Annotated in this window: 20 protein-coding genes; 8 read left to right on the plus strand and 12 right to left on the minus strand. The window is 64.3% G+C overall.

What is annotated here, in order from left to right; all coding sequences use genetic code 11:
• Positions 1 to 349 precede the first annotated feature (349 nt).
• Positions 350 to 973 (plus strand): XRE family transcriptional regulator, encoded by a 624-nt coding sequence (locus EMB92_RS07410; RefSeq protein ID WP_150394363.1) that lies wholly within the window; start codon positions 350 to 352, stop codon positions 971 to 973.
• Positions 974 to 1,138: 165 nt separating this feature from the next.
• Here EMB92_RS07410 and ppdK read toward each other — a convergent pair whose 3' ends face one another.
• From ppdK to iolE, 6 genes are all read right to left on the minus strand, one after another.
• On the minus strand, positions 1,139 to 3,814 hold the full coding sequence (gene ppdK, locus EMB92_RS07415) for a pyruvate, phosphate dikinase (protein WP_150394364.1): 2,676 nt from the start codon (positions 3,812 to 3,814) through the stop codon (positions 1,139 to 1,141).
• Between the two features lie 463 nt (positions 3,815 to 4,277).
• Positions 4,278 to 5,330 (minus strand): 3-isopropylmalate dehydrogenase, encoded by a 1,053-nt coding sequence (locus EMB92_RS07420; RefSeq protein WP_107043302.1) that lies wholly within the window; start codon positions 5,328 to 5,330, stop codon positions 4,278 to 4,280.
• Positions 5,331 to 5,506: 176 nt separating this feature from the next.
• Positions 5,507 to 6,391: a sugar phosphate isomerase/epimerase family protein gene (locus tag EMB92_RS07425; RefSeq protein WP_223847631.1), complete on the minus strand. Its 885-nt coding sequence runs from the start codon at positions 6,389 to 6,391 to the stop codon at positions 5,507 to 5,509.
• A 66-nt stretch (positions 6,392 to 6,457) separates the two neighbouring features.
• Positions 6,458 to 7,897, minus strand: coding sequence for a sugar porter family MFS transporter (locus EMB92_RS07430; protein WP_150394366.1), 1,440 nt, complete (start codon positions 7,895 to 7,897; stop codon positions 6,458 to 6,460).
• 45 nt (positions 7,898 to 7,942) lie between these two features.
• Entirely contained in the window at positions 7,943 to 9,379 is a 1,437-nt protein-coding gene (locus tag EMB92_RS07435) for a sugar porter family MFS transporter (RefSeq protein ID WP_190973610.1), read from the minus strand.
• Between the two features lie 156 nt (positions 9,380 to 9,535).
• Positions 9,536 to 10,423 (minus strand): myo-inosose-2 dehydratase, encoded by an 888-nt coding sequence (iolE, locus tag EMB92_RS07440; RefSeq protein WP_223847632.1) that lies wholly within the window; start codon positions 10,421 to 10,423, stop codon positions 9,536 to 9,538.
• 349 nt (positions 10,424 to 10,772) lie between these two features.
• On the opposite strand from iolE, the gene EMB92_RS07445 reads away from it, so the two are divergent.
• The 6 genes from EMB92_RS07445 to EMB92_RS07470 all read left to right on the plus strand — a co-directional run bounded on the left by EMB92_RS07445 (position 10,773) and on the right by EMB92_RS07470 (position 16,998).
• Entirely contained in the window at positions 10,773 to 11,774 is a 1,002-nt protein-coding gene (locus EMB92_RS07445) for a GlxA family transcriptional regulator (protein ID WP_150394369.1), read from the plus strand.
• Between the two features lie 193 nt (positions 11,775 to 11,967).
• Positions 11,968 to 12,255, plus strand: a complete 288-nt coding sequence (locus tag EMB92_RS07450; RefSeq protein WP_181281117.1) for a putative quinol monooxygenase — start codon at positions 11,968 to 11,970, stop codon at positions 12,253 to 12,255.
• A 227-nt stretch (positions 12,256 to 12,482) separates the two neighbouring features.
• A complete protein-coding gene (locus EMB92_RS07455; protein WP_223847633.1) occupies positions 12,483 to 13,664 on the plus strand; it encodes an ISL3 family transposase in 1,182 nt (393 codons plus the stop codon).
• Between the two features lie 428 nt (positions 13,665 to 14,092).
• Positions 14,093 to 15,121, plus strand: a complete 1,029-nt coding sequence (locus tag EMB92_RS07460) for a Gfo/Idh/MocA family protein (protein WP_107043309.1) — start codon at positions 14,093 to 14,095, stop codon at positions 15,119 to 15,121.
• 117 nt (positions 15,122 to 15,238) lie between these two features.
• Positions 15,239 to 16,180, plus strand: a complete 942-nt coding sequence (locus tag EMB92_RS07465) for a TIM barrel protein (protein WP_107043310.1) — start codon at positions 15,239 to 15,241, stop codon at positions 16,178 to 16,180.
• Positions 16,181 to 16,269: 89 nt separating this feature from the next.
• Positions 16,270 to 16,998 (plus strand): MIP/aquaporin family protein, encoded by a 729-nt coding sequence (locus EMB92_RS07470; RefSeq protein ID WP_107043311.1) that lies wholly within the window; start codon positions 16,270 to 16,272, stop codon positions 16,996 to 16,998.
• A 96-nt stretch (positions 16,999 to 17,094) separates the two neighbouring features.
• On the opposite strand, the gene iolG is transcribed toward EMB92_RS07470, so the two are convergent.
• The 6 genes from iolG to iolB form a co-directional block, all read right to left on the minus strand.
• Entirely contained in the window at positions 17,095 to 18,105 is a 1,011-nt protein-coding gene (iolG, locus tag EMB92_RS07475) for an inositol 2-dehydrogenase (protein ID WP_150394370.1), read from the minus strand.
• Between the two features lie 256 nt (positions 18,106 to 18,361).
• Entirely contained in the window at positions 18,362 to 19,126 is a 765-nt protein-coding gene (locus tag EMB92_RS07480; protein ID WP_150394371.1) for an IclR family transcriptional regulator, read from the minus strand.
• A 5-nt stretch (positions 19,127 to 19,131) separates the two neighbouring features.
• Positions 19,132 to 20,028, minus strand: a complete 897-nt coding sequence (locus EMB92_RS07485; RefSeq protein WP_181281118.1) for an IclR family transcriptional regulator — start codon at positions 20,026 to 20,028, stop codon at positions 19,132 to 19,134.
• 145 nt (positions 20,029 to 20,173) lie between these two features.
• On the minus strand, positions 20,174 to 21,637 hold the full coding sequence (locus EMB92_RS07490; protein WP_150394372.1) for an NAD-dependent succinate-semialdehyde dehydrogenase: 1,464 nt from the start codon (positions 21,635 to 21,637) through the stop codon (positions 20,174 to 20,176).
• A 54-nt stretch (positions 21,638 to 21,691) separates the two neighbouring features.
• On the minus strand, positions 21,692 to 22,795 hold the full coding sequence (locus tag EMB92_RS07495; protein WP_150394373.1) for an alcohol dehydrogenase catalytic domain-containing protein: 1,104 nt from the start codon (positions 22,793 to 22,795) through the stop codon (positions 21,692 to 21,694).
• 114 nt (positions 22,796 to 22,909) lie between these two features.
• On the minus strand, positions 22,910 to 23,785 hold the full coding sequence (iolB, locus tag EMB92_RS07500; protein WP_150394374.1) for a 5-deoxy-glucuronate isomerase: 876 nt from the start codon (positions 23,783 to 23,785) through the stop codon (positions 22,910 to 22,912).
• 384 nt (positions 23,786 to 24,169) lie between these two features.
• Between iolB and iolD the strand changes: the two genes are divergently transcribed.
• Entirely contained in the window at positions 24,170 to 26,047 is a 1,878-nt protein-coding gene (gene iolD, locus EMB92_RS07505) for a 3D-(3,5/4)-trihydroxycyclohexane-1,2-dione acylhydrolase (decyclizing) (protein WP_150394375.1), read from the plus strand.
• The last annotated feature ends 285 nt before the right edge of the window (positions 26,048 to 26,332 follow it).

Below are 26,332 nucleotides of genomic sequence, written 5' to 3' on the forward strand. Positions count from 1 at the left end.
GACCTGTGGTGACACGGTATCCACTGGCTCGAGTTGTGCGGGGTCTCCCACAGCGTCCCAATAGTGGTGACACGCGGTCAACACCGTCCTTCCCATTCGCAGTGTCCCATCAGACACTGACTTGTCATTGTCTTGGAAAGGCGTCGCCATCCCATCCAACGGCCACGTTTGGGAAGACCAAGAGTCATCATAAAAGAAGTAAGAGAGTGCAATGGCAACGACGACGAGGCACGGGAATATGACGGATATACAACCATCGGAAACAGAAGTTCGTACGTCGGGGACATACATATCGACAGACATATCGAGGACGGATACGAAACCGTCGGGAATCATCCTGCGGTCAATCATGGACGATACCGGCTGGAACGCTACCGAACTGGCACGGCATATGGGGCTCGACAAATCGTCGATCGCCAAAGTGCTCCGCGGTGATCGACATATGGGATTCGATCTGCTCGCCGAAGGTCTGGAAAGGGCCGGATTCACTCTCAGGGTCGAACGGACGGCTTCTTTCGTCCCTGACCCGCCAGACAACGAACTCCATAGTCTGCTCATCGAGCTTCGCCGCCCGGTCGATCAACGGCTAATCGACAACGGCACGATATGGCGTGCGCTGTCAACGCACATCGACGAGCTCGTCCGCGCCGCCAACCGTGACGACCAATGCATCGCCTTCACACAGGCATCCTACGGCATACGCGACCAGCGATGGCTCGCCACCCTCGCGGGTGTCTACCGTTATCTGCGTTGGGGCGACGGCACATCACGCCGACTCATGACGACAACATACAAGCCGACACTTCGACGCTATCGTCTCCTCTCTGCCTGGTCCCCGTTACCAACGGCCATCATTGAGCATGAACGCGAGAGGTCAATGCGCAGGGGCAAGGCTTCCAACGCAACGTTCTCCGAGGATTTCCTCGTCTACAACGTACTGATACCGGTCGCAGATCTTCCCTCTGCAATATAACCGTTCAGTTTCCTTCCCGTCACCATCGAAGCCGGACGGTGCACTTCTATGAGTCTGCACTTCTATGAGAAGTGCAAGTGAGAACTCAAGACGGAAACCCAGACGGATGGTGCCGGCGATGCGGCCGACCGGTCGATTGCATCGACCGGTCGACCGATACGGCGGTCAACGGCGGACGGGCGCCCTGCGTCCCAGGACGGCTTGGGCGGCGGCGAGGCGGGCGCCGGGCACTCGGTAGGGCGAGCAGGAGACGTAGTCGAGTCCCAGTTCCTCGCAGAAGGCGATCGACTCGGGGTCGCCGCCGTGCTCACCACATACGCTGAGACGCAGGTTGGGGCGGGTGCGACGGCCGAGTTCGGCGGCGCGGGAGATGAGGAATCCGACGCCCTTGCGGTCCAGATGCATGAACGGGTCGGCATCGAGGATGTGCTTGTCGTAGTAGTCGTCCAGGAACGAGGCGGCGTCGTCACGACTGAACCCGAAGGTCATCTGGGTCAGATCGTTGGTACCGAACGAGAAGAACTCGGCATCGGCGGCGATCTCGTCGGCGCGGATCGCGGCGCGCGGCGTCTCAATCATCGTGCCAATCTGGCAGACCATCGTCACATCGCTCGCGTGGGCGAGGATCTCGCCGACGGTCTGGTCGATCTGCTGCTTGATGTAGTCGAGCTCGCAGCGGTTGACGACCAATGGCACCATGATCTCGGGCGACACGCTCCACAGCGGATGCCGGCGCTTGACGTTGATTGCGGCTTCGACGACGGCCTGGGCCTGCATACGCGCGATCTGCGGGTAGGTGATCGCAAGTCGGCAGCCTCGATGACCCATCATCGGGTTGACCTCCCTGAGCTCGTCAACCACGTTCTCGATGTAGGCCGTATCGTGACCGGTCTGGGCGGCGAGTTCGGCGACGGCCTCGGGAGTCTTCGGGATGAACTCGTGCAGCGGCGGGTCGATGAGGCGTACGGTGACCGAACGGCCCTCCATCGCCTCGTAGAGCGCCTCGAAGTCCGCGCGCTGCATCGGCAGCAGCTTGTCGAGGGCGCGCCGGCGCTCCTGTTCGTTGGCCGCGACGATCATCTCGCGAATGGCCGTGATGCGGTCCTCCTGGAAGAACATGTGCTCGGTACGCACCAGACCGATGCCCTCGGCGCCGAACTCGCGCGCCTGTTCGGCATCTCTTGGGGTATCGGCGTTGGCGCGCACCTCCAGACGGCGGAACCGGTCGGCCCAGCCCATCACGCGCCCGAACGCACCGGAAATCGAAGCGGGGACCGTGGCGATGCGTCCGGCGTACACCTTGCCGGTATTGCCGTCCAGCGAGATCCAGTCGCCCTCATGCACCACGTTCTCGCCGATCGCGCATCCGACGACATTCCCCTCGGCGTCCTCGGAGAATTCGATACCGGACACACCTGAGACACAGCAGCGACCGATGCCACGTGCCACGACCGCCGCATGGCTGGTCATGCCGCCGCGCGCGGTGAGCACACCCTGCGCGTAGTTCATGCCGACGATGTCCTCGGGCGTGGTGTCGAGTCGCACGAGGATCACCTGCTCGCCGCGCTTGGTCCATTCGACCGCATCCTCGGCGGTGAAGACCACGCGTCCCGACGCCGCCCCCGGTGATGTGGGCAGGCCGGCTCCGAGCAGCGTACCCTGCGCCAACGCGTCGGCGTCGAACTGCGGATGCAGCAGCGCGGTCACGTACTTCGGGTCGATCGAGCACACGGCGTCCTCCTGGGTGAGGATACCCTCGTCCACGAGATCGGAGGCGATGCGGAACGCGGCCTGCGGCGTGCGCTTGCCGTTGCGCGTCTGCAGCATATAGAGCTTGCCCTCCTCGATGGTGAACTCCATGTCCTGCATGTCGCGGTAGTGCAGCTCGAGCTTGTCGACGATATGCGTGAACTGGTCGAAGACCTCGGGATTCTGATCCTTGAGATGGCTGATGGGCTGTGGGGTGCGCACACCGGAGACGACGTCCTCGCCCTGCGCGTTCATCAGGTACTCTCCGAACAGGCCCTTGACGCCGGTGGAGGGGTTGCGTGAGAACGCCACGCCGGTTCCGGAATCGGCCGACATGTTGCCGAATACCATACGCTGCACGGTCACGGCGGTGCCCCAGTCGTCGGGGATCGAGTTCATGCGGCGGAAGTAGATCGCACGCGGGTTGTTCCACGAGCGGAATACGGCCTTGACGGCCTCCATGAGCTGCTCAACCGGATCGGCCGGGAAGGAGCGCCCCACCTGCCGCTTGTATTCATCCAGGAAGAGGTCAGTCAGTCCCTCGAGGTCCTCGGCGGTCAGATCGGTGTCCGATTCGACGCCACGTTCGCGCTTGAGGTCGTCGATGGCGCGCTCGAAACGAGACTTGTCGAGTCCCATGACCACGTCGGAGTACATCTGCACGAAACGGCGGTAGGAATCCCACGCCCAGCGGGGGTTGCCGGTGCGTGCGCCGAGCGCCTCGACGACGTCCCTGTTGAGCCCCAGATTGAGGATCGTGTCCATCATGCCCGGCATGGAGACCCGGGCGCCGGAACGCACCGATACCAGCAGCGGGTTCTCCGGATCACCAAGACGCTTGCCAAGAGACTCCTGTAATTCGGACAGTGCGTCAAAAATCTGGGACTTGATATCCTCATCGATCTTGCCGCCGTCATCGAAGTAGCGCACGCACGCCGACGTCGTGATCGTGAATCCCTCCGGCACGGGCATGCCGAGTTTGGTCATCTCGGCCACTCCGGCGCCCTTGCCGCCAAGAAGGTCGCGCATGGACGCGTCACCTTCCGAGAACTTGTAAACATATTGATTGACTTCGTTGCCGCTGAAGCGCATCTTCGGACCTCTCTTACTGATTACGGCATAGACGACTATGCCGGACCACTTTCGGGACGTATGCCCAATCGCGTTCCCGCATATCGCCAATCTACCGCCATACCAGCGGAGAATCAAACCAAATTACAGACATTTTGTTCATATTGCGAGAATTGGTATGATGTTTGGCAGAATCATCCCACCGACACAATGCCCGACATGCGGATCGGGACACGTCCGCATCCCCGCACGCCCGCCTCCCCACGAAACACCCCCAGACGACGAAACGGCCGGAAGCGTGGCGAGAAGCCACGTTTCCGGCCGTACGTAGATGGTACTAACTTATGTGCGCATCGTTACGGCGCATCCCCATTGGGCAATGCGCGTAAACGCTCGCGATAACGATTGGATAGGTCCGACGCGCGGTTTCATATGCAGCACGCGCCGGACCTACAGGTGGAACGAGTCGGAATCGGACGCTTGCCTACAGACGAGCGAGGATGTCCGTGCCGACCTCATGGGTGGAGCGCTTCCTGGAGGAGTTCTCCTTGGCGTCCGCCTCGACGGCCGACTCGATGCGCCCGGCAGCGGCGTCGTAGCCGAAGTGTCGCAGTAGCATCGCGGCGGAGAGGATCGCGGCGGAGGGGTTGGCGATGCCCTTGCCGGCGATGTCCGGGGCGGAGCCGTGGATCGGCTCGAACATGGAGGGGTGCTCGTTGGTCACGTTGATGTTGGCGGAGGCGGAATATCCGATGCCGCCGACCACCGCGCCGGCCTCGTCGGTGAGGATGTCGCCGAACAGGTTGTCGGTGACGATCACGTCGAAGCGGGAGGGGTTGGTCACCAGGAAGATGGTGCAGGCGTCGGCGTGCAGGTAGTCCCAAGTGACGTCCGGGTACTCGGCGGCGACCTTGTCCATGATGTCGAGCCACAGGCCGCCGGCGTAGACGAGCACGTTGGTCTTGTTGACCATGGTGACGTGCTTCTTGCCGCCGCGCTTGCGGGCCAGGTCGAAGGCGTAGCGCACGGCGCGTTCGACGCCGAAGGCGGTGTTCATCGAGGTTTCGGTGGCGACGGCCTGGTCGGTGCCGCGGCGGATGTAGCCGCCCATGCCCGAGTAGAGGCCCTCGGTGCCTTCACGGACGACCGCAAAGTCGATCTCGCCCGGGTCGGCAAGCGGGGACTTGACGCCGGGGTACAGCTTGGAGGGGCGAAGGTTGATGGCCTGGTCGAACGCGAAACGCAGCTTGATGAGCAGACCACGTTCGAGGATGCCGGACTTGACACGCGGGTCGCCGACGGCGCCGAGGAGGATCGCATCCTTCTCGCCGATGGACGCGAGGTCCTCGTCGGTCAGCAGGGTGCCGTCGCGCAGGTAGCGCTCGGCGCCGAGATCGTAGTCGGTGAACTTGAACTCAACTTCGTCTCCGGCGGCCTTGACAAGTGCGGCCTGCGCCTCGGGCGTGACTTCCTTGCCGATGCCATCTCCGGCGATGACGGCGATGTTGAGGATCTTCTTTGATGTTGTATTTGCCATGACCCCAATACTACGCAACAAATTCTCGCTAAACAACTTCCAATTCCCATTTTTCGCGCTTTGTGTCCGCAATAATCGGTATCAATTTGCTACTATTTGTATTTTTAAAACAGAAAAACCACAAACCGACATTATTGTCGGTTTGTGGCTATTGTACGGCGAAGCGGTACGGACGCTCAGTTGATGAGCACGGCGACCATATCGTGCATGAGTCGCGCGATCATCCTGAGGTCCTGCTCGCTGGCTCGGTCGGAGAAGATCTCCGGGCAGTACCAGCCATCGAAACCGGTGGACTTGATCGCGTCGATCCACTCCTGCAACGGGATCACGCCACCGCCGAGGATCACGTTACGGTAGATGCCCATATCCGCCACGGTGGTGGCCGGGTCGAGCCACAGGCCATCGGAGACGTGAACGATCTTGATGAGTTCGGCGGGCAGCGCGGCGGCGTCTTCAGGGGTGTCGCCGGCGGAGTAGAACTGCCAGGTGTCGACGGCGAGGCCCACGTTGGAACGGTTCGCCTTCTCCAACACCTCGAGGATCTGCGAGCAGCGGTTGAGCGGCGTCCAGGCCAGCGGCTCCACGTAGATCTCCACGCCGTATTCGGCGGCGATGTCGGCGGCGCGGCGCACGTTTGCGGCCGTCACGTCGATCATCTCCTTCTCGTCACGACCGAGGAAGCCCCGGTAGCGTGGATCGTCGGCCTTCAGACGCCCGGCGGCGAAATCGTTGCACACGTCCCAGTGGCCCGGACCGGTGCACAGCTGAATGTATTTCGCGCCGAACAGGGAGGCGAGCTCGCTCATGCGACGCACCTCGTTCATCAGGTCCTCGGCGGCATCGCCCTCGCGCTCGATGTTCTGGATGGAGCCGATGTCGCTCACCTCGATCCCCTCGAAGAAGGGCAGCAGGCTCTCCGGGCTGAACCCCTTGTCGAGGTAGCGGTACAGCTTCGGGTCCTGCAGGTCGATGCCGTCGTAGCCCGCCTCCTTCGCCAGACGCACGTCGGTCTGCACGTTGCCGAAGAAGGTGACGGTCTGGTTCATCGTGATTTTCGCCATGATGGTTCCTTTGGTTCCTTTGTTCTCACGGTTGGTTCGGGGAAATGTCGAAGCCAGGCACGAGGATCAGGACGCGCGTTCGCGCGCCTCCTGCTCGATCTGGGCGAGGGTCTTGCCGCGGGTCTCCGGCACCATGCGCTCGACGAAGATGAACGAGATGATGCCGATCACGCCGAAGAGCACGAACACGCCGGTGCCGCCGAGCACGTCGAGCAGGGGCGGGAACGCCACGGTGAGGATGAGCGCGGAGGCGTTCATCGCGATGATCGAAAACGCCATGCCGGCGCCGCGCACACTGGAGGGGAAGACCTCGGCGATGAGCAGCCAGGTGACCTGGCAGACGCTGCCCTGCACGAACAGCAGGTAGACCATCATCATCGCGATGAGCAGCCATGCCAGCGACTTCGGAGCCTCACCTTCCGGATAGCGGCTGATGAGGTGGTAGCACACTGCGATCACGAACAGGAAGACCACCATGCCGGCGGTGCCGACGAGCAGGTTCGGACGACGGTCGACGCGATCGATGAGGAACAGGCCGCCGAAGATCGCGGCGACCGCGGAGACGAGCATGACCGGCACGGCCAGCAGGATCGAATTGGTGGCATCGAAGCCGAGCGTATCGACGAAGATCTTCGGAGCGAAGAAGTTGATCGCGTTGATGCCGGAGAACTGCTGCATGACGGCGAGGCCGATGCCGACGATGAGCACACGGCGCAGCCACGGGGAGGAGAAGCCCTCCTTCTTCGCGTTCGCGTCGCCTTCGGAGGCGCCGCGCAGGCTGGCGACGGTGTCGGCGTAGGTCCCCTCGGCCTCCTCCCTGTCGCGGGTGGCGAGCAGCACGCGCACGGCCTCGGTGTCCATGCCGTGGCGCATGAAGTAGTTCGGCGTATCGCAGATGACCAACGTGATGGCGATGAGCAGGATCACCGGCACGATGCTCGCCCACAACATGAGCCGCCAGTTGCCGGGAGCGGCGACGGCGATCGCCGCGTTGACCACGGTGGCGAGCAGCTGGGCGATGTTGATCATCACGGAGTTGACGGACACGAGCGTGCCGCGCTTGGCAGCGGGCGCCAGTTCGCCGATGGCCATCGGCACGACGCAGGAGGTGAAGCCGGCGCCGAGGCCGAGTACGACGCGGGAGACGACGAACACCGCGTAGTTGGGCGCGAGGGCGCAGCCGAGGCAGCCGAGCAGTACGATCACGCCGCCGACGAGGATCACCTTCTTGCGGCCGAGATTGTCCGCGAGGGAGCCGCCGAGCAGGGAGCCGACGGCGGCGCCGAGCAGCAGACCGGCGGTGGCGATGCCCTGTTCGAGCGAGCTGAGCGTGTGCGCGCCGTCGAAGGTCATCGAGATGAGCGCGCCGGAGAGCACGACGGTCACGTAGCCGTACATGCCGCCGCCGCAGATGCCGAGGAAGACCATCAGCGTGGAGTAGCGACGACGCTTCGCCGCGAGCCGCTCCACGTCCATCGTCTTCGCAATGTCGTTGAAGGAAGCCATGGTTGCCTGTCCTTATTAATGGTTGGGGATGGTAGAGGTGGTTGTTCAGGCCTTCGCGCCGCCGCGTTCGCGGGCTTCGAGCTCGATCTGCTCGAGGCTCTTGCCGCGGGTCTCGGGGACCATCACCTTGGCGAAGATGAAGCAGGCGATGTTGATGACGGCGAACACGAAGAACGTGCCGGAGCCGCCGACGAGGCCGAGCAGGACGGGGAAGACCAGCGAGAGCAGGAAGTTGGCGACGTTCATCGCGATGTTCGCATAACCTACGCCGCGGCCGCGGGCAAAGGAGGGGAACACCTCGGCCAGCAGCAGCCAGGAGACGGGGGCGACCATGCCCTGCACGAACACGAGGTAGATCATCATCAGCGCGATCATCACCCACGCGGCGGTGCCGGAGCCGGGGTTGGCGTTGACGAAGATGTAGCTCACGCCGATGGCGACGAGGAAGATGACGGTGCCCGCGAGACCGGTCAGGAGGATGACGCGGCGGTCGATGCGGTCGATGAGGCCCAGACCGCCGATGACGGCGGCGACGGCGGAGACGGCGATCACGGGCACGGTGGCGACGATGGCCATCGAGGAGTCGAACCCAAGCGTCGAGGAGAAGATAGTCGGCGCGTAATAGTTGATCATGTTCTGTCCGCCGAGCTGGTTCATCAGCGCCACGCCGATGCCGACGATGAGCACACGGCGCAGCCACGGCTCGGAGAATCCGGGATGCCGGGATTTGGAATCCTCGCCGCTTTTCGGACCGGCGGTCATCGCCTCGTAGGTGGAACGCGCCTCCATCTCGTCACGGGTTTCGACGAGCAGCCGGACCGCTTCGGCATCCAGACCGTGACGGGCCATGTGGTACGGGCTGTCGGAGATGATGACGGCAACGATGAGCAGGGCCGCGGCGGGCACGACGACGGCCCACAGCATGGCTCGCCAGTCGGCGCCCATCACGTTCATCACCGCGTTGACGGACACGGCGAGCAGCTGGAAGACGACGATCATCACGGAGTTGACGGACACGATGCGGCCGCGCTTGGCGGCGGAGGTCATCTCGCCCAGATACAGGGGAATGATCGTCGAGGTGAAGCCGATGGCCAGACCCATGATGAGGCGGCCGACGTACAGCACGATGAGGTTCGGGCACACGGCGCAGATGACGGCGCCGGGCACGGCGAGCAGCGCGCCGATGCGGATCATGCGGCGCGGGCCGAGCCTGTCGAAGAGCGTGCCGCCGAGGAAGGAGCCGACTATGGCACCGAGCAGCAGCAGCGAGGTGATGAGTCCCTGCTCGCCGCTGGTGAGCAGGCCGTTCTCGCCGGTGCCGATATTCATCGTGATCAGCGCGCCGGAGAGTGCGGTGAGGGTGTATCCGTACAGTCCGCCGCCGAACACGCCGAGCGCCACCATCAGGGTGGTGTAGCGGCTGCGTCTGCTCGCAAGGGCTGCCAGATCCATATCATTCGTGAGTTCCTCGAATGACGCCATTGCCATTCCTTTCCGCAAGGCATCGCCCGGACGTCCTCGTCGGATGCGATGCCCTCTTTATCTGAGTGGGGATGCGCGGCCCTCCGCGGGATGAACGGAGGGCCGGACGCGGGGTCTGCCGGCCCGGGTCATGGGCCGCACCGGCGTTGTCTCGGGTCAGACGCTGAGGGTCTCCTTGATGTACTTGCGGGCGCGCAGGGCGTACTCGAACGGATCGGCCTTGGCCGGGTCCTGCTCGGCCTCGACAAGGAACCAACCGTCGTAGTCGGATTCGACGACCGGCTGCAGGATGGTCTTGAAGTCGCCCTGACCGTCGCCGGGGATCGTGAACACGCCGGCGAGCACGGCCTGAAGGAAGCTGAGCTTCTCGTCCTTGACGCGCTGGAGCACGTCCGGACGGATGTCCTTGAGGTGGAAGTGGCCGATGCGATCCTTGTAGCGGGCGACGATGTCAACCGGGTCCTCGCCGGAGAACTGGAGGTGGCCGATATCGACGAGCAGCTTGACCTTGTCCGGATCGGTGTTCTCCATGAGACGGTCGATCTCGGCGGTGGTCTGCACGCCGGTGCCCATGTGGTGGTGGTAGGAGACGATGGTGCCGGTGTCGGCGGCGATCTCGCCCAGACGGTCGAGGCCCTTGGTCACCTTGTCCCATTCCTCGGCGGTGAACTCCGGCTTGCCGTCGAAGACCGGCACGTCCATCATGCCCTGGATGGTGTTGCCCTGCTCGCACAGGTTGATGTGATCCGCGCCGAGGGAGCTCATGTAGTCGCGGAAGGCGATGAAGTCCTTCTCGACCTGCTCGAGCGGCTGCGTGGTGAAGTAGGTGCCGAACCATGCGGAGGCGATGCGGATGCCGCGCAGGTCGAGCTGATGCTTGAGGACCTTCGGGTCCTTGGGATACTTGTTACCGATCTCCGTACCAGCGAAACCGGCGAGTGCCACTTCGCTGAGGATCTGCTGGTACTGGGTCTCGCCGCCGAGCTCGGGAAGATCGTCGTTGGTCCAGCCGATGGGGGCAATGCCCACGCTGATGTTGCTCATGATCATCATGCCTTTCTGTATGCTGCTGCTCGTCGTCACCGACACTCAACTTCTTTATCGAATTACGGTGTTTGTGTTCGACAGTCAGTAACTATAGCCAGCATTTTTGAGAACTCAACAGTGATGAATCTTTGATACTGAGATTGTTTTCCAAAATGAAACGACGCACAATCCCAGTCGTTTCAAGGGGTTTCACCCTTCCAGCACACCGTACGAGAGCGACAACGCCGGCCGCAGCACGAGGCAAATGGCTGGGTATTGGCACGTTTTGCCGACCTCAATGCCGTAGAACCGGAATATCCCGCCACGGACAGTGCAAATCCGACGCGGCGAAGATACACTGCAAGACATGAGAAACGCAATCCTCCTGACGGATCGCATGTGGAGCTTCGACTTCAGCACGGTGCTCCAGGTGTTCGATGGCGACATCTCACCGATCCAGAAGACCGACAACACGCTTGACATCATCGCGGCGACGCCTCGGGTGCGGCTCGATCACCGCATCATCGTGGGCGCATCCCCCCTGCCGGCCCCGAACGGCTATGATCTGGTCGTCGTACCCGGCATCGCCTATCCGAATCCGCTACTCGACGAAACCAGCGACTCGTACCGCAATCTGTGGGACGGGCAGACCTCATGCGAGATGGCGCGCACATGGCTGCGCCGGGCCCACGCCTGCGGAGCCGAGATCGCCTCGCTCGGCACCGGCTCGTTCTTCCTCGGCTGGTGCGGACTGCTTGACGACACCCGCGTCACCACGCACTGGATGTTCGGCGACGCCCTGCAGCACCGGTTCCCGAAGGCCCTGATCGAGACGGACGTACTGTTCTCCCACGACGAGACCAAACGCATCTGGACATGCGGCGGCGGATCGTCGTCGCTCGACCTGTGTCTGACGCTCATGCGCCGACAGTACGGGCAGGCGGTCAACGCCGCCGCATCGCGCACGCTGCTCGTGTCGAGCGCCCGAGGCGAATCCAGCCCGCAGTACATTCCGGAGAAGTCGAAGGCGTCGGAGCACCGCGGAGCTGATCTGAGCGCGATCACGATCCCGGTGCTCTCCCACCCGGAGTTCCCGTGGAGCGTGGAGTCGATGGCGCAGCTGGGCAACATGTCCACCAGGACGATGCAGCGCCGATTCAAGCAGGAGTATGGCAAGTCGGCGATCCAGTGGCTGCTGGAGGAACGGCTGACGCTGGCCTGCGAGCTGTTGGAGACGACGACGCTGACGACAGGCATCATCGCCAAGCGCGTCGGCATGTCCAGCAGCGACCTGCTGCGCAAGAACTTCCAGTCGCATCTGGGCACCAGTCCGGCCGAATACCGCAAGGCGCACATCGCCAGGTCGTGACGGCGTGAGGGCACGCATTGGCGGCCGCATGGCGGCAAAACGTGCCAACAACCTGCCATAACCTGCATCGATCGGACAGGACGCCCGAAACGCGAGCCCGAACGCCCCTATACTGGCAGCCATCGCCGGCGTCAGCCGGCACGCGGAGCCGATGACGACTTTCCGCACGGATATTTATCTGAAAGGAGCGACGATGCAGGTCATCTACGCCACCGTCCACGTCAGGGACGAGCACAAGGCCGAATTCGTGGACATCATGACCGAGCTGGTCACCAAGTCGGCCGCCGAGCCCGGCTGCGGAGGCTACAACCTGCTGCAGCGCGAGGACGATCCCAACGAGTTCGCCTTCGTGGAGTTCTGGCCCACCGAGCAAGGTCACACCGACCACTGCAACACCGAGCACTTCCGCACGCTGTTCCCCAAGGCATGCGCCCTGATCGAAGGCGAGGTCGAAGGCATCACCAGCAACGTGCTCGTCTGAAGACGCCCACACCGAAGGCACCCCCTTTTTTTGGCGCTGTTGCTGTTTTTGTGGGTGGTGGTTCGTGGTTGAGGTGTTGGGGGAGTAAGAGAAGAGCGCTTTCCGGGTAGGATGTTTTCGACCAAGATAAACAAGCAACCGCAAAGCGCCTGATGAACAGCTTATTCAAACGTCTTCTCAACGTCAAAGGCATGGTCGTCGAGGATGTTCGCATTGTCGATGGTCCCATGCGCCCAGAGCCCGTGCTCGAGGTGCGGGTGCGCCCGCGTGCGGGCATGCTCAGGTGCTCGAGGTGCGGCAGGCGCCGGCGCGGCTATGACCGTGGCGGCGGCGTCAGGCGTTGGCGTCACCAGGATTTCGGCTGCTGGCGGGTCGAGCTGGTCTCCATGATGCCGCGCGTGGACTGCCCCGGATGCGGCGTCGTGGTCGCGTCCGTGCCGTGGGCGGAGCCGGGAAGCCGGTTCACGCGGGACTTCGAGGCGGAGTGCGCGTGGCTGATGACCGTCGCCAACCAGAGGACCGTGAGCGGTTTCCTGCACGTGGCGTGGAGGACCGCGGGCCAGATCGCCCGCAGGGTCGCCGGCCGGTTGAAGGCCGCGATGGGCTCGCCGTTCGACGGGCTGCACGCCATCGGCGTGGACGAGACCAGCTACCGGAAGGGCCACACGTACATCACCGTCGTCGTCGACCACGAGCGGCGCCAGGTGATATGGGCGCACGACGGGTACGGCAAAGACGTGTTCGACCTGTTCTTCCAACAGTTGACCCCGGAGCAGCGCGCCTCCATCCGGGTCGTCACCGGCGACGGGGCGAAGTGGATCGACTCGTGCGTGCACGAATGGTGCCCCGCCGCGGAGCGCGTGCTCGACGGGTTCCACATCGTCAGCTGGATGACCGGCGCGCTCGACGACGTCCGCAAGCGCCTGTGGAACGATGCGAGGCGCGACGGCGACCAGGAGACGACCAAGCGTATGCGCGGCGTCAAATACGCCGTGCTGAAGAACCCGGACCGATTGACCGACCGGCAGGACGAATCCCTCGCGGCCTTGGGGAACGCGGACCCCAGGGGCCAGCTCTACCGCGCATGGCGGCTCAAGGAACTGTTGAGGAACCTGCTCAAGCACCCGCTCGGACAGGCCACCGCGGAACTCAGACACTGGGTGTTCTGGGCGTCCCACAGCCGAATCCCCGAGATCGTCGAGCTCTCCAAAAAGATCCGCAGGAGGCGGCCCGACATCCTCAGGACCATCGAGCTGGGCTACTCCAACGCCAGGCTCGAGGCGTTCAACAACCGCATCAAGGTCACCATCCGCATGGCCTACGGCTTCCACCACGTGGACAACCTCATCGCCCTGGTCATGCTCCGATGCGGCGGCCTCGACATCCGACTACCGAAGCCCAACCCCTAACCCACGAAAACAGCAGAAGCCTCCTTTTTTTCTCCCGGCCAACCGCGAGCGGCCCCCGCATCGGAACTGGACTCCGACACGGGGGCCGCTCGCGTTCGCACCGCCACGGCGCGCCGCGCACCGCACCACACAAGCGCATCGCGCGGGCGGATGTCACACAGCAAATACTGCCACAGAACCTCACTTTTAATTCCATTTGTCCATAATAAAGAAAAACAAACGCCAATTCTTGCCACAAAGCCATAACTATTCTCGTTTTTACCGCGATCAGTCTGCGTAATTTGAAATTACATGCCATACTGGCATCACGTTCACCACGAAGCGATCGCCACAGGGCGAAGCGCCGGGATGAACAGCAAGACCACATCGGTGGCACAGCCGCATTGACGCGGCCGACGGCCACAACCGATCACAGAAAGAAGACCATCATGACCCTCCGTCTTGGCATCATCGGCGTCGGCACCATGGGATCCGACCACGCCCGTCGCATCGCCGAAACCATCAACGGCGCGACCCTCGCCGGCGTCTCCGATCTCATCCCCGAGCGCGCCCAGGCCATCCACGACAAGTTCGGCGCCAAGATCTACGAGGATGGACTCGATCTGGTCCGCGACCCGCAGATCGACGCCGTCGTCGTCGCCACCGCCCCGCACGAGACGCACGAGCAGTTCGTGCTCGAGGCCATCAAGCTCGGCAAGTACGTGCTCTCCGAGAAGCCGCTGACCACCTCCGCCGCCGGATGCCGCAAGATCGTCGACGCCGAGATCGCGGCCGGCAAGCGCCTCGTCCAGGTCGGCTTCATGCGCCGCTACGACAAGGGCTACCAGGAGATCAGGAAGGCGATCGTCAGCGGCGAGCTGGGCGAGCCGCTGCTCATCCACTGCGCCCACCGCAACATGACCACCCCGCCGGTGTACAACTCCGACATGTCGATCGTCGAGACCGCGATTCACGAGGTGGACGTGCTGCACTACCTGCTCGGCGAGAACTACGAGTCCGCCCTCACCTTCCTGCCGAAGAAGCAGACCCGCTACACCCATGAGGGCCTGCACGACCCGCAGATCGTCGAGCTCGACACCGAATCCGGCGTGCACATCGACCTCGAGGTGTTCGTGAACAACCAGATGGGCTACGACATCAACTGCCGCGTCGTGTTCGAGAAGGGCGAGATCGCCCTGCACGCACCACAGAACACCATCGTCAAGGTGGCCGAGTCCGAGCGCGAGCGCATCCCGGCCGAGTACACCGAGCGTTTCCGCCAGGCCTATGACACCGAGTTCCAGGCCTTCGTCGACGGCGTCGCCAACGACGCACTCACCGGCCCGACCGCGTGGGACGGCCTCGTCGCCTGCGTGACCTGCGATGCCCTGTTCGCCTCGCGCGACGAGGGCGGTGTGCGCAAGCAGGTGGAGCTGCCGGAGACCCCGCAGTTCTACATCGACAACCACATGGACTGACGATCCATCTTCCCCCTCCCCCACCTTCGGGATGTCGAGGCGCACACCCGGCATCCCGAAGCCCATTCCCCCCGATCATCGCACCCGTACACCCCACCGGTCCGTGAGGCGCCCGCCATGTCCACCAACACAGGAAAGTCCAGCAACACCGTCAATCCACGGTATTCGAAGCTCTCCATAGGCGTGTGCCCCGACCAGTGGGGTGTTTGGTATCCGCATGACGAGCGGCAGATCGAACCGCGCAAGGCCATGGGGGAAATGGCCCAGGCGGGCTTCGAGATCCTCGAAACCGGACCTTACGGCTACTTCCCCACCGATCCGGCGACGCTCGGCGCATGGACACGGGAGTTCGGCATGCGCATCGTCGCCGGCACCGGCTGGGGAATCCTCCATCGCGAGGACGCATGGGCGCAGACCGAACGCCATTTCCGCGACATCGCCGCCACCCACGCCGCGGTGGGAGCCAGGTACATCGTCTATCTGCCGCCCATGGCACGCGACGAGAAGACATGGGAGTGGATCGACCACCGTCATCTCACCGCCGGCACATGGGGACTGTACATGAGCAACGCGAACCGTCTGGGCCGCATCCTCAAGGAGGACTACGGGCTGCAGCTGCTCATGCACCCGCACGGAGACTCGCATATCGAGACGCCCCGGCAGATCGAGCGCATGCTCGAGGACACCGATCCCGAATACGTCAATCTCTGTCTCGACACCGGCCACGTCGTCTACGGCGGCGGAGACCCGGTGAAGATGGTCGGCCAGTTCGCCGACCGCATACCATACGTGCACATCAAGGCCTTCGATCCGCGCATCGTGCGCGAGGCGCACGACATGGACTGGCCCTTCAACGAGGCCATCGCCCACGGCGCGGCCGTGACGCCGCCCGACGGCAAGCCGGACATGCACCGGCTCGTCAACGCGCTTGCCGACCTCGACAAGCACATCACCGTGATCTGCGAGCAGGACCTCTACCCAACACGGCCGGATGTGCCGCTGCCCAACGCGATCAACGTACGTCGGTTCCTCGCCTGCTGCGGTCTGGGCATGCTCTGACCGGCATGCTCTGGCCGACGTGCGATCACACCCTCCCCAAGCCGCGCCTTGTACACACGACGCGGCTTTTCTCTTGCAAAGGAGCAATCATGGATTACCCATTGGCCATCAGACTCGCCGCCGAATGCGTGGGCACGGCCATCCTCATCCTGTTCGGCAACGGCGCCGTCGCCGGCGTCTCACTCAAGGGCAGCAAGACCTTCCACTCCGAATGGACCGTCATCGCCGCAGCATACGGCTTCGGCGTGATGGTGCCGGGGTTGATGTTCGGCTCCATCTCCGGCGCGCACATCAACCCGGCCATGACCATCGGCCAGGCGGTGATGGGGCTGTTCCCGTGGAGCGAGGTCCTGCCGTACATCCTCGCCCAGTGCGTGGGAGCCGTCATCGGCCAGCTGCTCGTCTACGCCGCATACAAGCCGTACTACGATCGCAGCGAGGACGCGGAGGCGATCTTCGGCACCTTCGCCACGTTCGACGCCGCGGACAGCCGCCTCAACTACTTCGTCAACGAGTTCATCGGCACGATGGCGCTCGGCGTATGCGCGATGACCTGTCTGAACAGCGATTGGGGCACCGCGAACCGCGCCGTCGCCATCATGGTCGTCGGCATGGTGATCTGGGGCCTGATCTACGCGCTGGGCGGCCCGACCGGCCCCTGCCTCAACCCGGCCCGCGACCTCATGCCGCGTATCCTGCACATGCTGCTGCCGATCGAGCACAAGGGTCCTTCCCGCTGGAACGAGGCCTGGATCCCGATCGTCGCACCGATCCTCGGCGGCACTACCGGCATCGCCCTGTTCACCTTCTTCTCCTGAAGGCCACGGGCACAAATACGAGGGCGCCCCGATCCGGATTTCTCGGATCGGGGCGCCCTCGTATTTCCCTGCAGAAGGTCCCGGTATGTTCACACGCTACTCGATGGGCTTCACCTCCACAGCCGCGCCGCCGTTGTTGAGGGACTCGAGCGCGGCCTCGGCGAGGCGCACGGCCTTGATGCCGTCCTCGAAGGTGCATTCGATCTCGCCGCCGTTGGCGACCACGTCGAAGAACTTCTCGGTCTCCAGACGGTACGCCTCCTTGTAGCGCTCCAGGAAGAAGTGCAGCGGCAGGTCGCGGCGCACGCCGTCGGCGGTGGCTACGACGGTTTCGGACTCGTGGTTGTTGCCGCACACGGCGACGCCCTTGGAGCCAAACAGCTCGATGCGCTGGTCATAGCCGTAGGCGGCACGACGGGAGTTGTCGATCACGCCGAGCATGCCGCTGGCGAATTCGAGCGTGACGATGGCGGTGTCGACATCGCCGAGCTCGCCGACGTGCGGATCGACGAGGGCGGCGCCCATGGCGCGCACGGTCCGGACCTCCTCGCCGGAGATGAAACGCACGATGTCGAAATCGTGGATCATCATGTCCTTGAACAGACCGCCGGAACGCTTCACGTAGTCGTAGGACGGCGGTTCGGGGTCGCGGGAGGTGACCTTGAGCACCTCCGGCTTGCCGAGCTGGCCGGCGTCACGCGCCTCGACGATGCGGCGGAAGTTCTTCTCCTGACGGCGGTTGAAGCCGGTCTGGAAGTACACGCCGGCCTTCTTGACGGCATGGTAGGCGGCGAGGATCTGATCGTTGTCGAAGCCGACCGGCTTCTCGCAGAAGATGTGCTTGCCCGCTTCGGCGGCGTCGATGATGACCTGCGGGTGCAGATCGGTCGGCACGCAGATCAGCACGGCGTCGATGGCCGGATCGGCGAGGATCTCGTGATAGTCCGTGACGAACCTGCCGCCCGCCGGGTACTTGTCAGCCCAGCTGTCGTCCGCCAGCAGATCGCACATGTAGTCGATCGAGACGTTCGGCATCTGCGACAGGTTGAGGTAGTGGACGTGGCCGATGCGGCCGACGCCGATGATGCCGACATGAATGGTGCTCATGGATTGCTCCCCTCGTTGGGATCGGATGGTGTTGGATCGGCAGCCGTAGTGTTGTCATGCGGCTTCCTCACCATCCATTATTCCCAACGAGAGGCATTCATGGGCATGAATATGAGAGGCTGATCTGCGATTTTCCGTGTTCTTGTCTGTTTTCTCCACCTGTATACGAACACACTTCCCGACGGACGGGAAGCGTGGCGATCAGGCGTTCATGGCGATCGTCTCGGCCGCAGCGCACCGTTTGGTTCAGCTTGATTCAGCGATGCCATCCGGCCATCAGCCGGTTCGCATACGTGTGCAGCGTCGCCGCGATCTCGTCGCGACGCGGCTTGACGACATCGACGAATCCGCCCACGGACAGGCTGCCGACCGCGTACGGCGAACCGTCGGCCAAGAGCGGCACGCCCACCGAGCACACGCCGATCGTCACGTCCTCGTCCGAGAATGCGTACCCGCGCGAGTGCGTCTCCTCCATGTCCGCCCGCAACGCACGCTCGGTGACGAGCGTGTTGAGGTTGTACCCGCGGAAAGGGGCCTTCGCGAGGTAGCGTTCGACGATCTCGGGAGCGCTGTAGGCCAGCGCGACGCGGCCGGCCGCCCCTGCGTGGAACGGCAGCGTGCCGCCCGGACGCAGAATCAGCGCGTCGACACCGTGCCCGCGCGCGCACTCCACGCAGACGGTCTCCTCGCCGTCGACGACGGACAGGAAGGAGGTGACGCCGGTCTCCCCCGTCAGTTCGCGCAGCAACTGCGGCGCGCCCGCCCATTCGGTCATCGAGCGGCGCGCGGCGTCAGCGAGCGCAAGCCAGTCGAGCGAGAGCGAATACGACATGTCACCGGATGTCTCGACGAGTCCGACGTTCGCGAGCCCGTCGAGGATGCGGTAGGCGGACGAACGTGGGATGTCGCATCGCTCGGTGATCTCCACCGGGCCGATGTCGTTCTCCTCGGCGAGCGCGTTCACCACCTTGCCGGCCTTCGCCAGCGCCCGGGTCGGCTCCTGCGTCGTGCCTCTGTTCATCGTCGTCACTCCTTTCCCGTCTCTCCCCTGCGCTGCATGGCCGCCGCGGAGACCGCCTCATGGTTGTGCTCGGCGAGGTCTCCGACGCCGACATCGCCCTGCGCGTCTTCGGGTGCGTGGCCGAGCCCTTTGGAGATCTCCCTGGAGACGTAGCGCAGTTTGCCGACCTGATCGACGAGTTCGCCGCGTTCGATGGCCCGCGCCAGTTCCCTGGGGTATCCGCTCAGGCATATGGCGGCGCTCAGTTCGCCGCGATGATCGAACACGGGAGCGCACAGTGTGACAACGCCGGGTACGGTGACGCCGAAGTCATAGGCGTATCCGCTCCCCCGCACGCGTTCGCGCGTCATCGCGGCGGCGTGCGGGAACGTGGCCTGCCGTCCGGCGGAATCGGCGGCGTACCGGCAGTGTTCGACGACGTCGTCGAACTGATCGTCGACGAGGAACGAGAGCAGTGCCTGCGACGGCGCCGCGTCCGAGTCGACGGGTAGCGAGTAGCCGGGAAGTGGCGCGCGCAGCGGGTTGTGCACCGCCCGTCGCATCTCGATGCATACGTCGCGCGTGCCTCGGCGCACGAACAGGCTCCATGTGCCCATCGGGTCGCGGTAGCGTCGGAAGGCGTTGTGCGCCACGTCCTGGACCTCGAGGCGTGATTCGATCTGTCCGCCGATGCGCAGGCAGGCCAGTCCCAGTCGGTATTCGCCGCGTTTGACCGCGGGCTCCACCCATCCCAATGCCACGAGGTTGGCGAGCAGCCGGTACATGGAACTGGTCGGCTCGCCCACGTGGGCGCTGATGGTCTTGATGTTCGAGGGGCCGAGCCGCGCGAGAGCGTCGAGCACCGCGCGGGTCTTGACCAGCACCTCGACGCCGCGTTCCTCGTTGGACGCCTTATCTCTCATGCTGTTCTCATTCTGATGGGGCATATATGTCACTATAGCCGCATAATGCGTGCAGCCCGATCCCGTTTGCCATGTTCGGTTCGCGGAATTCGGGCTGCGTTTCCCATTTGGGTATGCGTGCGGCGGGCTTGTCACCGCGTATTCGTCACGGCACGATGAGCGTGTACTTGGTGTTCATGTACTCGTAGATGCCTTCGGCGCCGCCCTCGCGGCCGATGCCGGACTGCTTGACGCCGCCGAACGGCACCGACGCGTCGGAGAGCACGCCCGAGTTGATGGCGAGCACGCCGGCCTGCGCGTGGCGCTGCACCCATTCGCTGCGCGCGATCGAGGTGGTGAAGGCGTAGAACGCGAGACCGTAGATCGTGTCGTTGGCCGCGGCCATGCCCTCCTCGTCGGTGTCGAAACGGGAGATCGGCAGGACAGGACCGAAGATCTCGTCGGTGAACACCTCGGCGTCGCGCGGCACGTTGTCGAGCACGGTCGGCTCGAAGAAGCACGGTCCATGGCCGTCCCGATGGCCTCCGACGACCAGCGTGGCGCCATGGTCGACGGCGTCGGCGACGATGCGCTCCATGCGCTCGACGGCCCGCTCGTTGATCAGGGCGCTCACGTCGGTCCCCTCGTCCATGCCGTCGCCCACGGTGAAGTCCTCCACCGCCGCCTTGAGCTTGGCGACGAACGCCGGGGCGATGCCGTTCTGTACGAGGATTCGGTTGGCTGCCGTGCACGCCTGGCCGTTGTTGCGGAACTTGGCGAGCAGCACGCCCTCGACGGCCTTGTCCACGTCGGCGTCGTCGAACACGACGAATGGCGCGTTGCCTCCGAGCTCCATCGACGTGCGCAGCACCTGGTTCGTGGCCCGGGCCATCAGCGCCTTGCCCACGGAGGTGGAGCCGGTGAAGCTGATCTTGCGCAGGCGCGGATCGTCGAGCAGTGTGTTCGAGATCGCGGTCGAATGCTTCGACGTGACGAGGTTGACCACACCGGCCGGCACGCCGGCCTGACGCAGCACCTCGATGAGGGCGATCGTGGTCAGCGGGGTGGCGGAGGCCGGCTTGACGACCATCGTGTCGCCGGCGGCGAGCGCCGGTCCGATCTTGCGCGTGCCCATGGCCAGCGGGAAGTTCCACGGGGTCACCAGATAGCACGGGCCGACCGGATCGTGCGTGACGAGGCCCTTGCGGCCGTCGGGCAGGTGGAAGGTGCGCCCGTAGGCGCGCATCGCCTCCTCGGCGAACCACTTGAGGAATCCGGCGCCGTAGTTGACCTCGCCGAGCGCCTCCCTGTAGGTCTTGCCCATCTCGCGGGTCATGAGTTCGGCGAAGATCTCCTTGTGGTCCATCACCGCGTCGTAGGCGGTCTCGAGCACACGGCGACGCTCGGTCGGACTGGTGGCGGCCCACGCCTCGGCCGCGCCGTCGGCGGAGGCAAGGGCGCGCGTGGCGTCCTCGGTGGTGCCGTCGGACACCTGGAACAGGGTCGCGCCGTCGGCGGGATTGTCGACGGCGAAGGTGGCGCGCGAGCCGGTGGGCTGCCATGCGCCGTCGATGAACAGCGTTTCGCCCTCAGCGGGCAGCAGTGTGGTGACGTTGTTGGTCCATGTCATGTCGATCGTCTCTTTCGTGGCTGTGATGGCTGCAATGACCGTGATGGCCGCCGCTCAGAACTCGATGATCTGACGCAGGGCGCGGCCCTGGTCGAGCTCGTCCATCGCCTCGTTGATGTCGTCGAGGCGGATGTGGTGCGAGATGAGCTTCTCGACCGGCAGCTTGCCGTCGAGCCACATCTGCGCGTACTTGGGGATGTCCACCGCGGGGATGGCGGAGCCGAGGTAGCTGCCCATGATGGTGCGGGCCTCGCCGGTGATGGTGGCGGTGGTGAACGCCGCCTTGACGGTCGGCTTCGGGAACCCGACCGTGACGGTTTTGCCGCCCACGTCGGTCAGGTTGAACGCATTGTCGAGCGCGCCGGGGGCGCCGGCGGCCTCGATGACGATCGGAGCCTTGATGCCCTTGGCGAGCGCCTCGTCGACGGTGTAGACCTCGTCCGCGCCCATGTCGAGCGCGCGGTCGAACTTGTTCGAGGACCGGTCCACGCCGATGACGCGCCCCCTGCCCAGCGCCCTGGCGGTGAGGATCGCGCTCATGCCCACGCCGCCGAGGCCGACGACCATGACATCCTCGCCCGGCTGCGGATTGCCGGCGTTGAGCACGGCGCCGCCGCCGGTCAGGACCGCGCAGCCGAGCACGGCGGCGATCGGCGCGGGCAGCTCGTCGGGCACCGGCACCACGGAGCGGCGGTCCACCACCGCGTAGGTGGCGAAGCCGGAGACGCCGATGTGGTGGTAGACGATCTCGCCGTCGCGGTGCAGGCGGATGCCGCCGTTCATCAGCGTGCCCTCGTTGTTGGCCTTGGAACCGGGAATGCAGGGCAGCTTGCCGTTCGTCTTGCAGTTCTTGCACTCGCCGCAGCGCGGCAGGAAGGCGAGGGTCACGTGCTGGCCGACGCGAAGACCGGTCACGCCGGGTCCGAGCTTTTCGATGACGCCGGTGCTCTCATGACCAAGCAGCATCGGGGTCTGGCGCGGACGCACGCCGTTGACGACGGACAGGTCGGAGTGGCAGATGCCGGATGCGGTGATGCGCACGAGCAGCTCGTCCTGCTGCGGCTCGTCCAGTTCCAGCTGGCACACGCTGATCGGGCGTGACTTGGCATAAGGGGCGGGCATCTCCATACGTTCGAGTACGGCACCGGTGATTTCCATGATGGTTCCTTTCGTATTGCTACGTTACGTTTTCGTGTTTCGGTTTGGGCTATGTTCCAGATTCGCGATCGCGCGGGTCCTGCCCGCGCGAGGTAACGGTTGGCGCGCCGTCGGTCACATGGGCAGGCGCGGGTCGCGCGGCACGTCCTTGAGCGCCTCGTTGACCCACACCTGATCCTCGCGGATGGTCACGCGCCAGTCACGCTCGCCGGCACCGCCCATCACGTTGAGGTAGTAGAGGTCGTAGCCGGGGACCGCGATGGACGGACCATGCCAGCCGTACGGGATGAGCACGGTGTCGCCGGGGCGCACCTCGGTCATGATGTCGAGCGGCCGGTCGTCGGCGCTGGAGGCACCCTGATATGCCATCGGCTCGGCGGCGGCGGTCGCGCCGTCGATCGCCTTCATGTCGAAGTAGTAGATCTCCTCGAGCGCGGTCTCATGCTCGTTCTCCACGTCGTGCTTGTGCACCGGGTAGGAGGACCAAGAGCCGGACGGGGTGATGACCTCGCATACGAGGAAGCGCTCGGCCTGGATGTTGTTCATCATGCCGAAGTTGCGCGCCTGACGGGAGGTCGGGCCGTTGCCGCGAAGCACGATCTCGTTGTCCTCGGCCTTGACGAGCTGGTCCGGGTACTTGGTGGTGGCGGGGGCGGTGGCCACGGCCACACGGCCGCCTTCGGCCGATGTGATGTCGACCGGGCTGCCGACGCCGACGTACACCACGTCGGTGGGACCGGAGAACACGTCCCTGCGGCCGCGCAGGTGGTATTCGCCGTTCGCGGAGGTCACGTCGAACGCGCCGGACAGCGGGATGACGAGGCGCTCCTCGTCGGCGGCGTCGAGGTGGAGCACCTGCCCGGCCGCGGCGTCGGCGACCTTGAGGCCGGTGTACGCCCAGCCCTCCACGGGCTCGGAATCGACCGTGCCGAGGGATACGTCCCAGTCACCTTGGGCGGCGCTGCCATGTTTGTAAACCCATTGCGTCATCGCAATTTCCTTTCCACGTCGTCGGCGTGCATCACCCACGCCCCGTACGTCGTCTATACACTAAGTAATTCTCATTTTTTAGGACTTGAAGTCCGATATACAACACATAGCATACGCGTCACCCTGCGGAGGAAACCGCGCCAAGAACAGATTTACAGTTTATATGGCAGTTTTTTACCACCACTGATCACAGGGGCGTAAATCCAACCGTTTTACCGGAAAATATTGCCATCAATTAAATCATCAGTCCCAGTAACTGATATATTCTCTGCGTAGAGCTTTGGAAGTCGAACACCATCGACCCAATCAGCCCGGGCGACGACGCCGAACCAAGCCATGGCAACGAAGCGCCGCGGCGACAGACTATTAGAAAGGACCATCACGATGGCAAGCAATGACAAGATCACCCTCACCGTCGGACAGGCGATCGTACGATTCCTCGAGGTGCAGAAGGTCGAACGCGACGGGAAGGTCAACACCTTCTTCGGCGGGGCGCTGGGCATCTTCGGCCACGGCAACGTCGCCGGCATCGGCCAGGCGCTCCTCGAGGAGGTCGACCGCTTCCGCATCATCCAGGGCAAGAACGAGCAGGGCATGGCGCACATCGCCGTCGGCTACGCACGCCAGATGAACCGTCTCGGCGCGATGGCCGTCACCACCTCGATCGGACCGGGAGCCGCGAACATGGTCACCGCGGCCGGTACCGCCACCGTCAACCGCCTGCCGGTGCTGCTGCTGCCCAGCGACTACTTCTCCACCCGCCGCACCGGCTCCGTGCTCCAGCAGATCGAGAACGAGCAGTCCAACGACATCTCGGCCAACGACTCGTTCAAGGCCGTCAGCCGCTACTGGGACCGCATCGACCGCCCTGAACAGCTCACCGCCGCCCTGATGCGCGCCATGGAGACCCTCACCAATCCGGCCACCACGGGCGCCGTGACCCTCTGCCTGCCTCAGGACGTGCAGGCCGAGGCCTACGACTTCGACGAGGACCTGTTCCGCGAGCGCATCTGGCGCGTGCCCCGCACCCGCGCCGACGTCGACGCGCTGCGCGAGGCCGCGGCGGCGATCCGCGCAGCCAAGCGTCCGCTCATCATCGCCGGCGGCGGCGTGGTCTACTCCGAAGCGACCGAGGAGCTGGAGGCCTTCGCCGAGGCGACCGGCATCCCGGTGGGCACCACGCAGGCCGGCAAGGGGTCGATCGCGTACGAGCACCCGCTCAATTCCGGCCCGATGGGCGCGCTGGGCCTGAGCTTCGCCAACAAGCTCGCCCACACCGCCGACCTCATCATCGGCGTGGGCACCCGCTACACCGATTTCACCTCCGCCTCGAACACGATGTTCCAGAACCCGGACGTGAAGTTCGTCAACATCAATGTGCAGTCCTTCGACGCGCACAAGGAGTCCGCCGTGCCGGTCGTCGCCGACGCGCGCGAGACGCTCAGGGAGCTGCGGGCCGAGCTCGACGGCTGGACGGTGTCGGACGAGTATCTGGCCGAGGCCAAGGAGATGGCCGTCGAGCAGCGCGAGGCGGTCGACGAGCTCATCAAGCCGATCCCCGGCGAGCACGAGCTCGGCCAGAAGGAGGTCATCGGCATCGTCAACTCCTTCGCCCGTCCGCAGGACGTGGCGGTCAACGCCGCCGGATCCATGCCCTCCGACCTGCAGAAGCTGTGGAAGGCGGGGTCCCCGCTCGGCTATTCGGTCGAATACGGCTACTCGTGCATGGGCTACGAGATCCCGGCCGCGCTCGGCATGCGCATCGCCGACCCGGACCGTGAGATCTTCACCTTCATCGGCGACGCCTCGTTCATCATGTACCACCAGGACGTGCTCACCGCCGTGCAGGAGCACGAGAAGATCATCCTGCTCGTCGTCGACAACGGCGGCTACGGCTCCATTCACTCGCTGTCCGTGAAGGTCGGTTCGCAGGGCTTCGAGACGAAGTACTACCATCGCGGCGCCGACGGCCGCCAAGACCCGAGCCGCCCGCTCAAGGTCGACTTCAAGAAGATTCTCGAAGGCTACGGCGTGACCACGTACTCGGCCACCACCGCCGACGAGCTGCGCGACGCCATGACCAAGGCGATGGCCGCGGATGAGATCACCGCGATCTACGTGGAGACCGACCCGGTCGTGCGTGACGACACCTCCGGCGCGTTCTGGGAGGTCGCCACGCCTCAGGTGGCCCACATCGAATCCTCGATCAAGGCCCATGAGGAGTACGAGAGGATCCGCGCCGCCCAGCGCGAATACCTGTGACCTCTGGAATATCGGACGGCGTTCGACGATAGCCCGATGACACGGTGAAGGCCCCGCATCATGCGTGCGGGGCCTTCACCGTACTTGCGAAACCTGCACGAGCCGTATCACCCGTACCGGAACGGTCACAAATACGCACAATCATGCCAACGACGTTGATTTCCCGCATCACCGGCCTACAGTGGAAACCGCGATGGGGCGGACAGCGTTGCGATCCGGCCCAGCCGAACCCGACCTTCCGCACCGTGGCGCATTGAACCAACGACCCCAAGCGGAAAGGATACG

Origin of the sequence: Bifidobacterium callitrichos (assembly GCF_008698085.1) — a bacterium.
GTDB lineage: Bacteria > Actinomycetota > Actinomycetes > Actinomycetales > Bifidobacteriaceae > Bifidobacterium > Bifidobacterium callitrichos.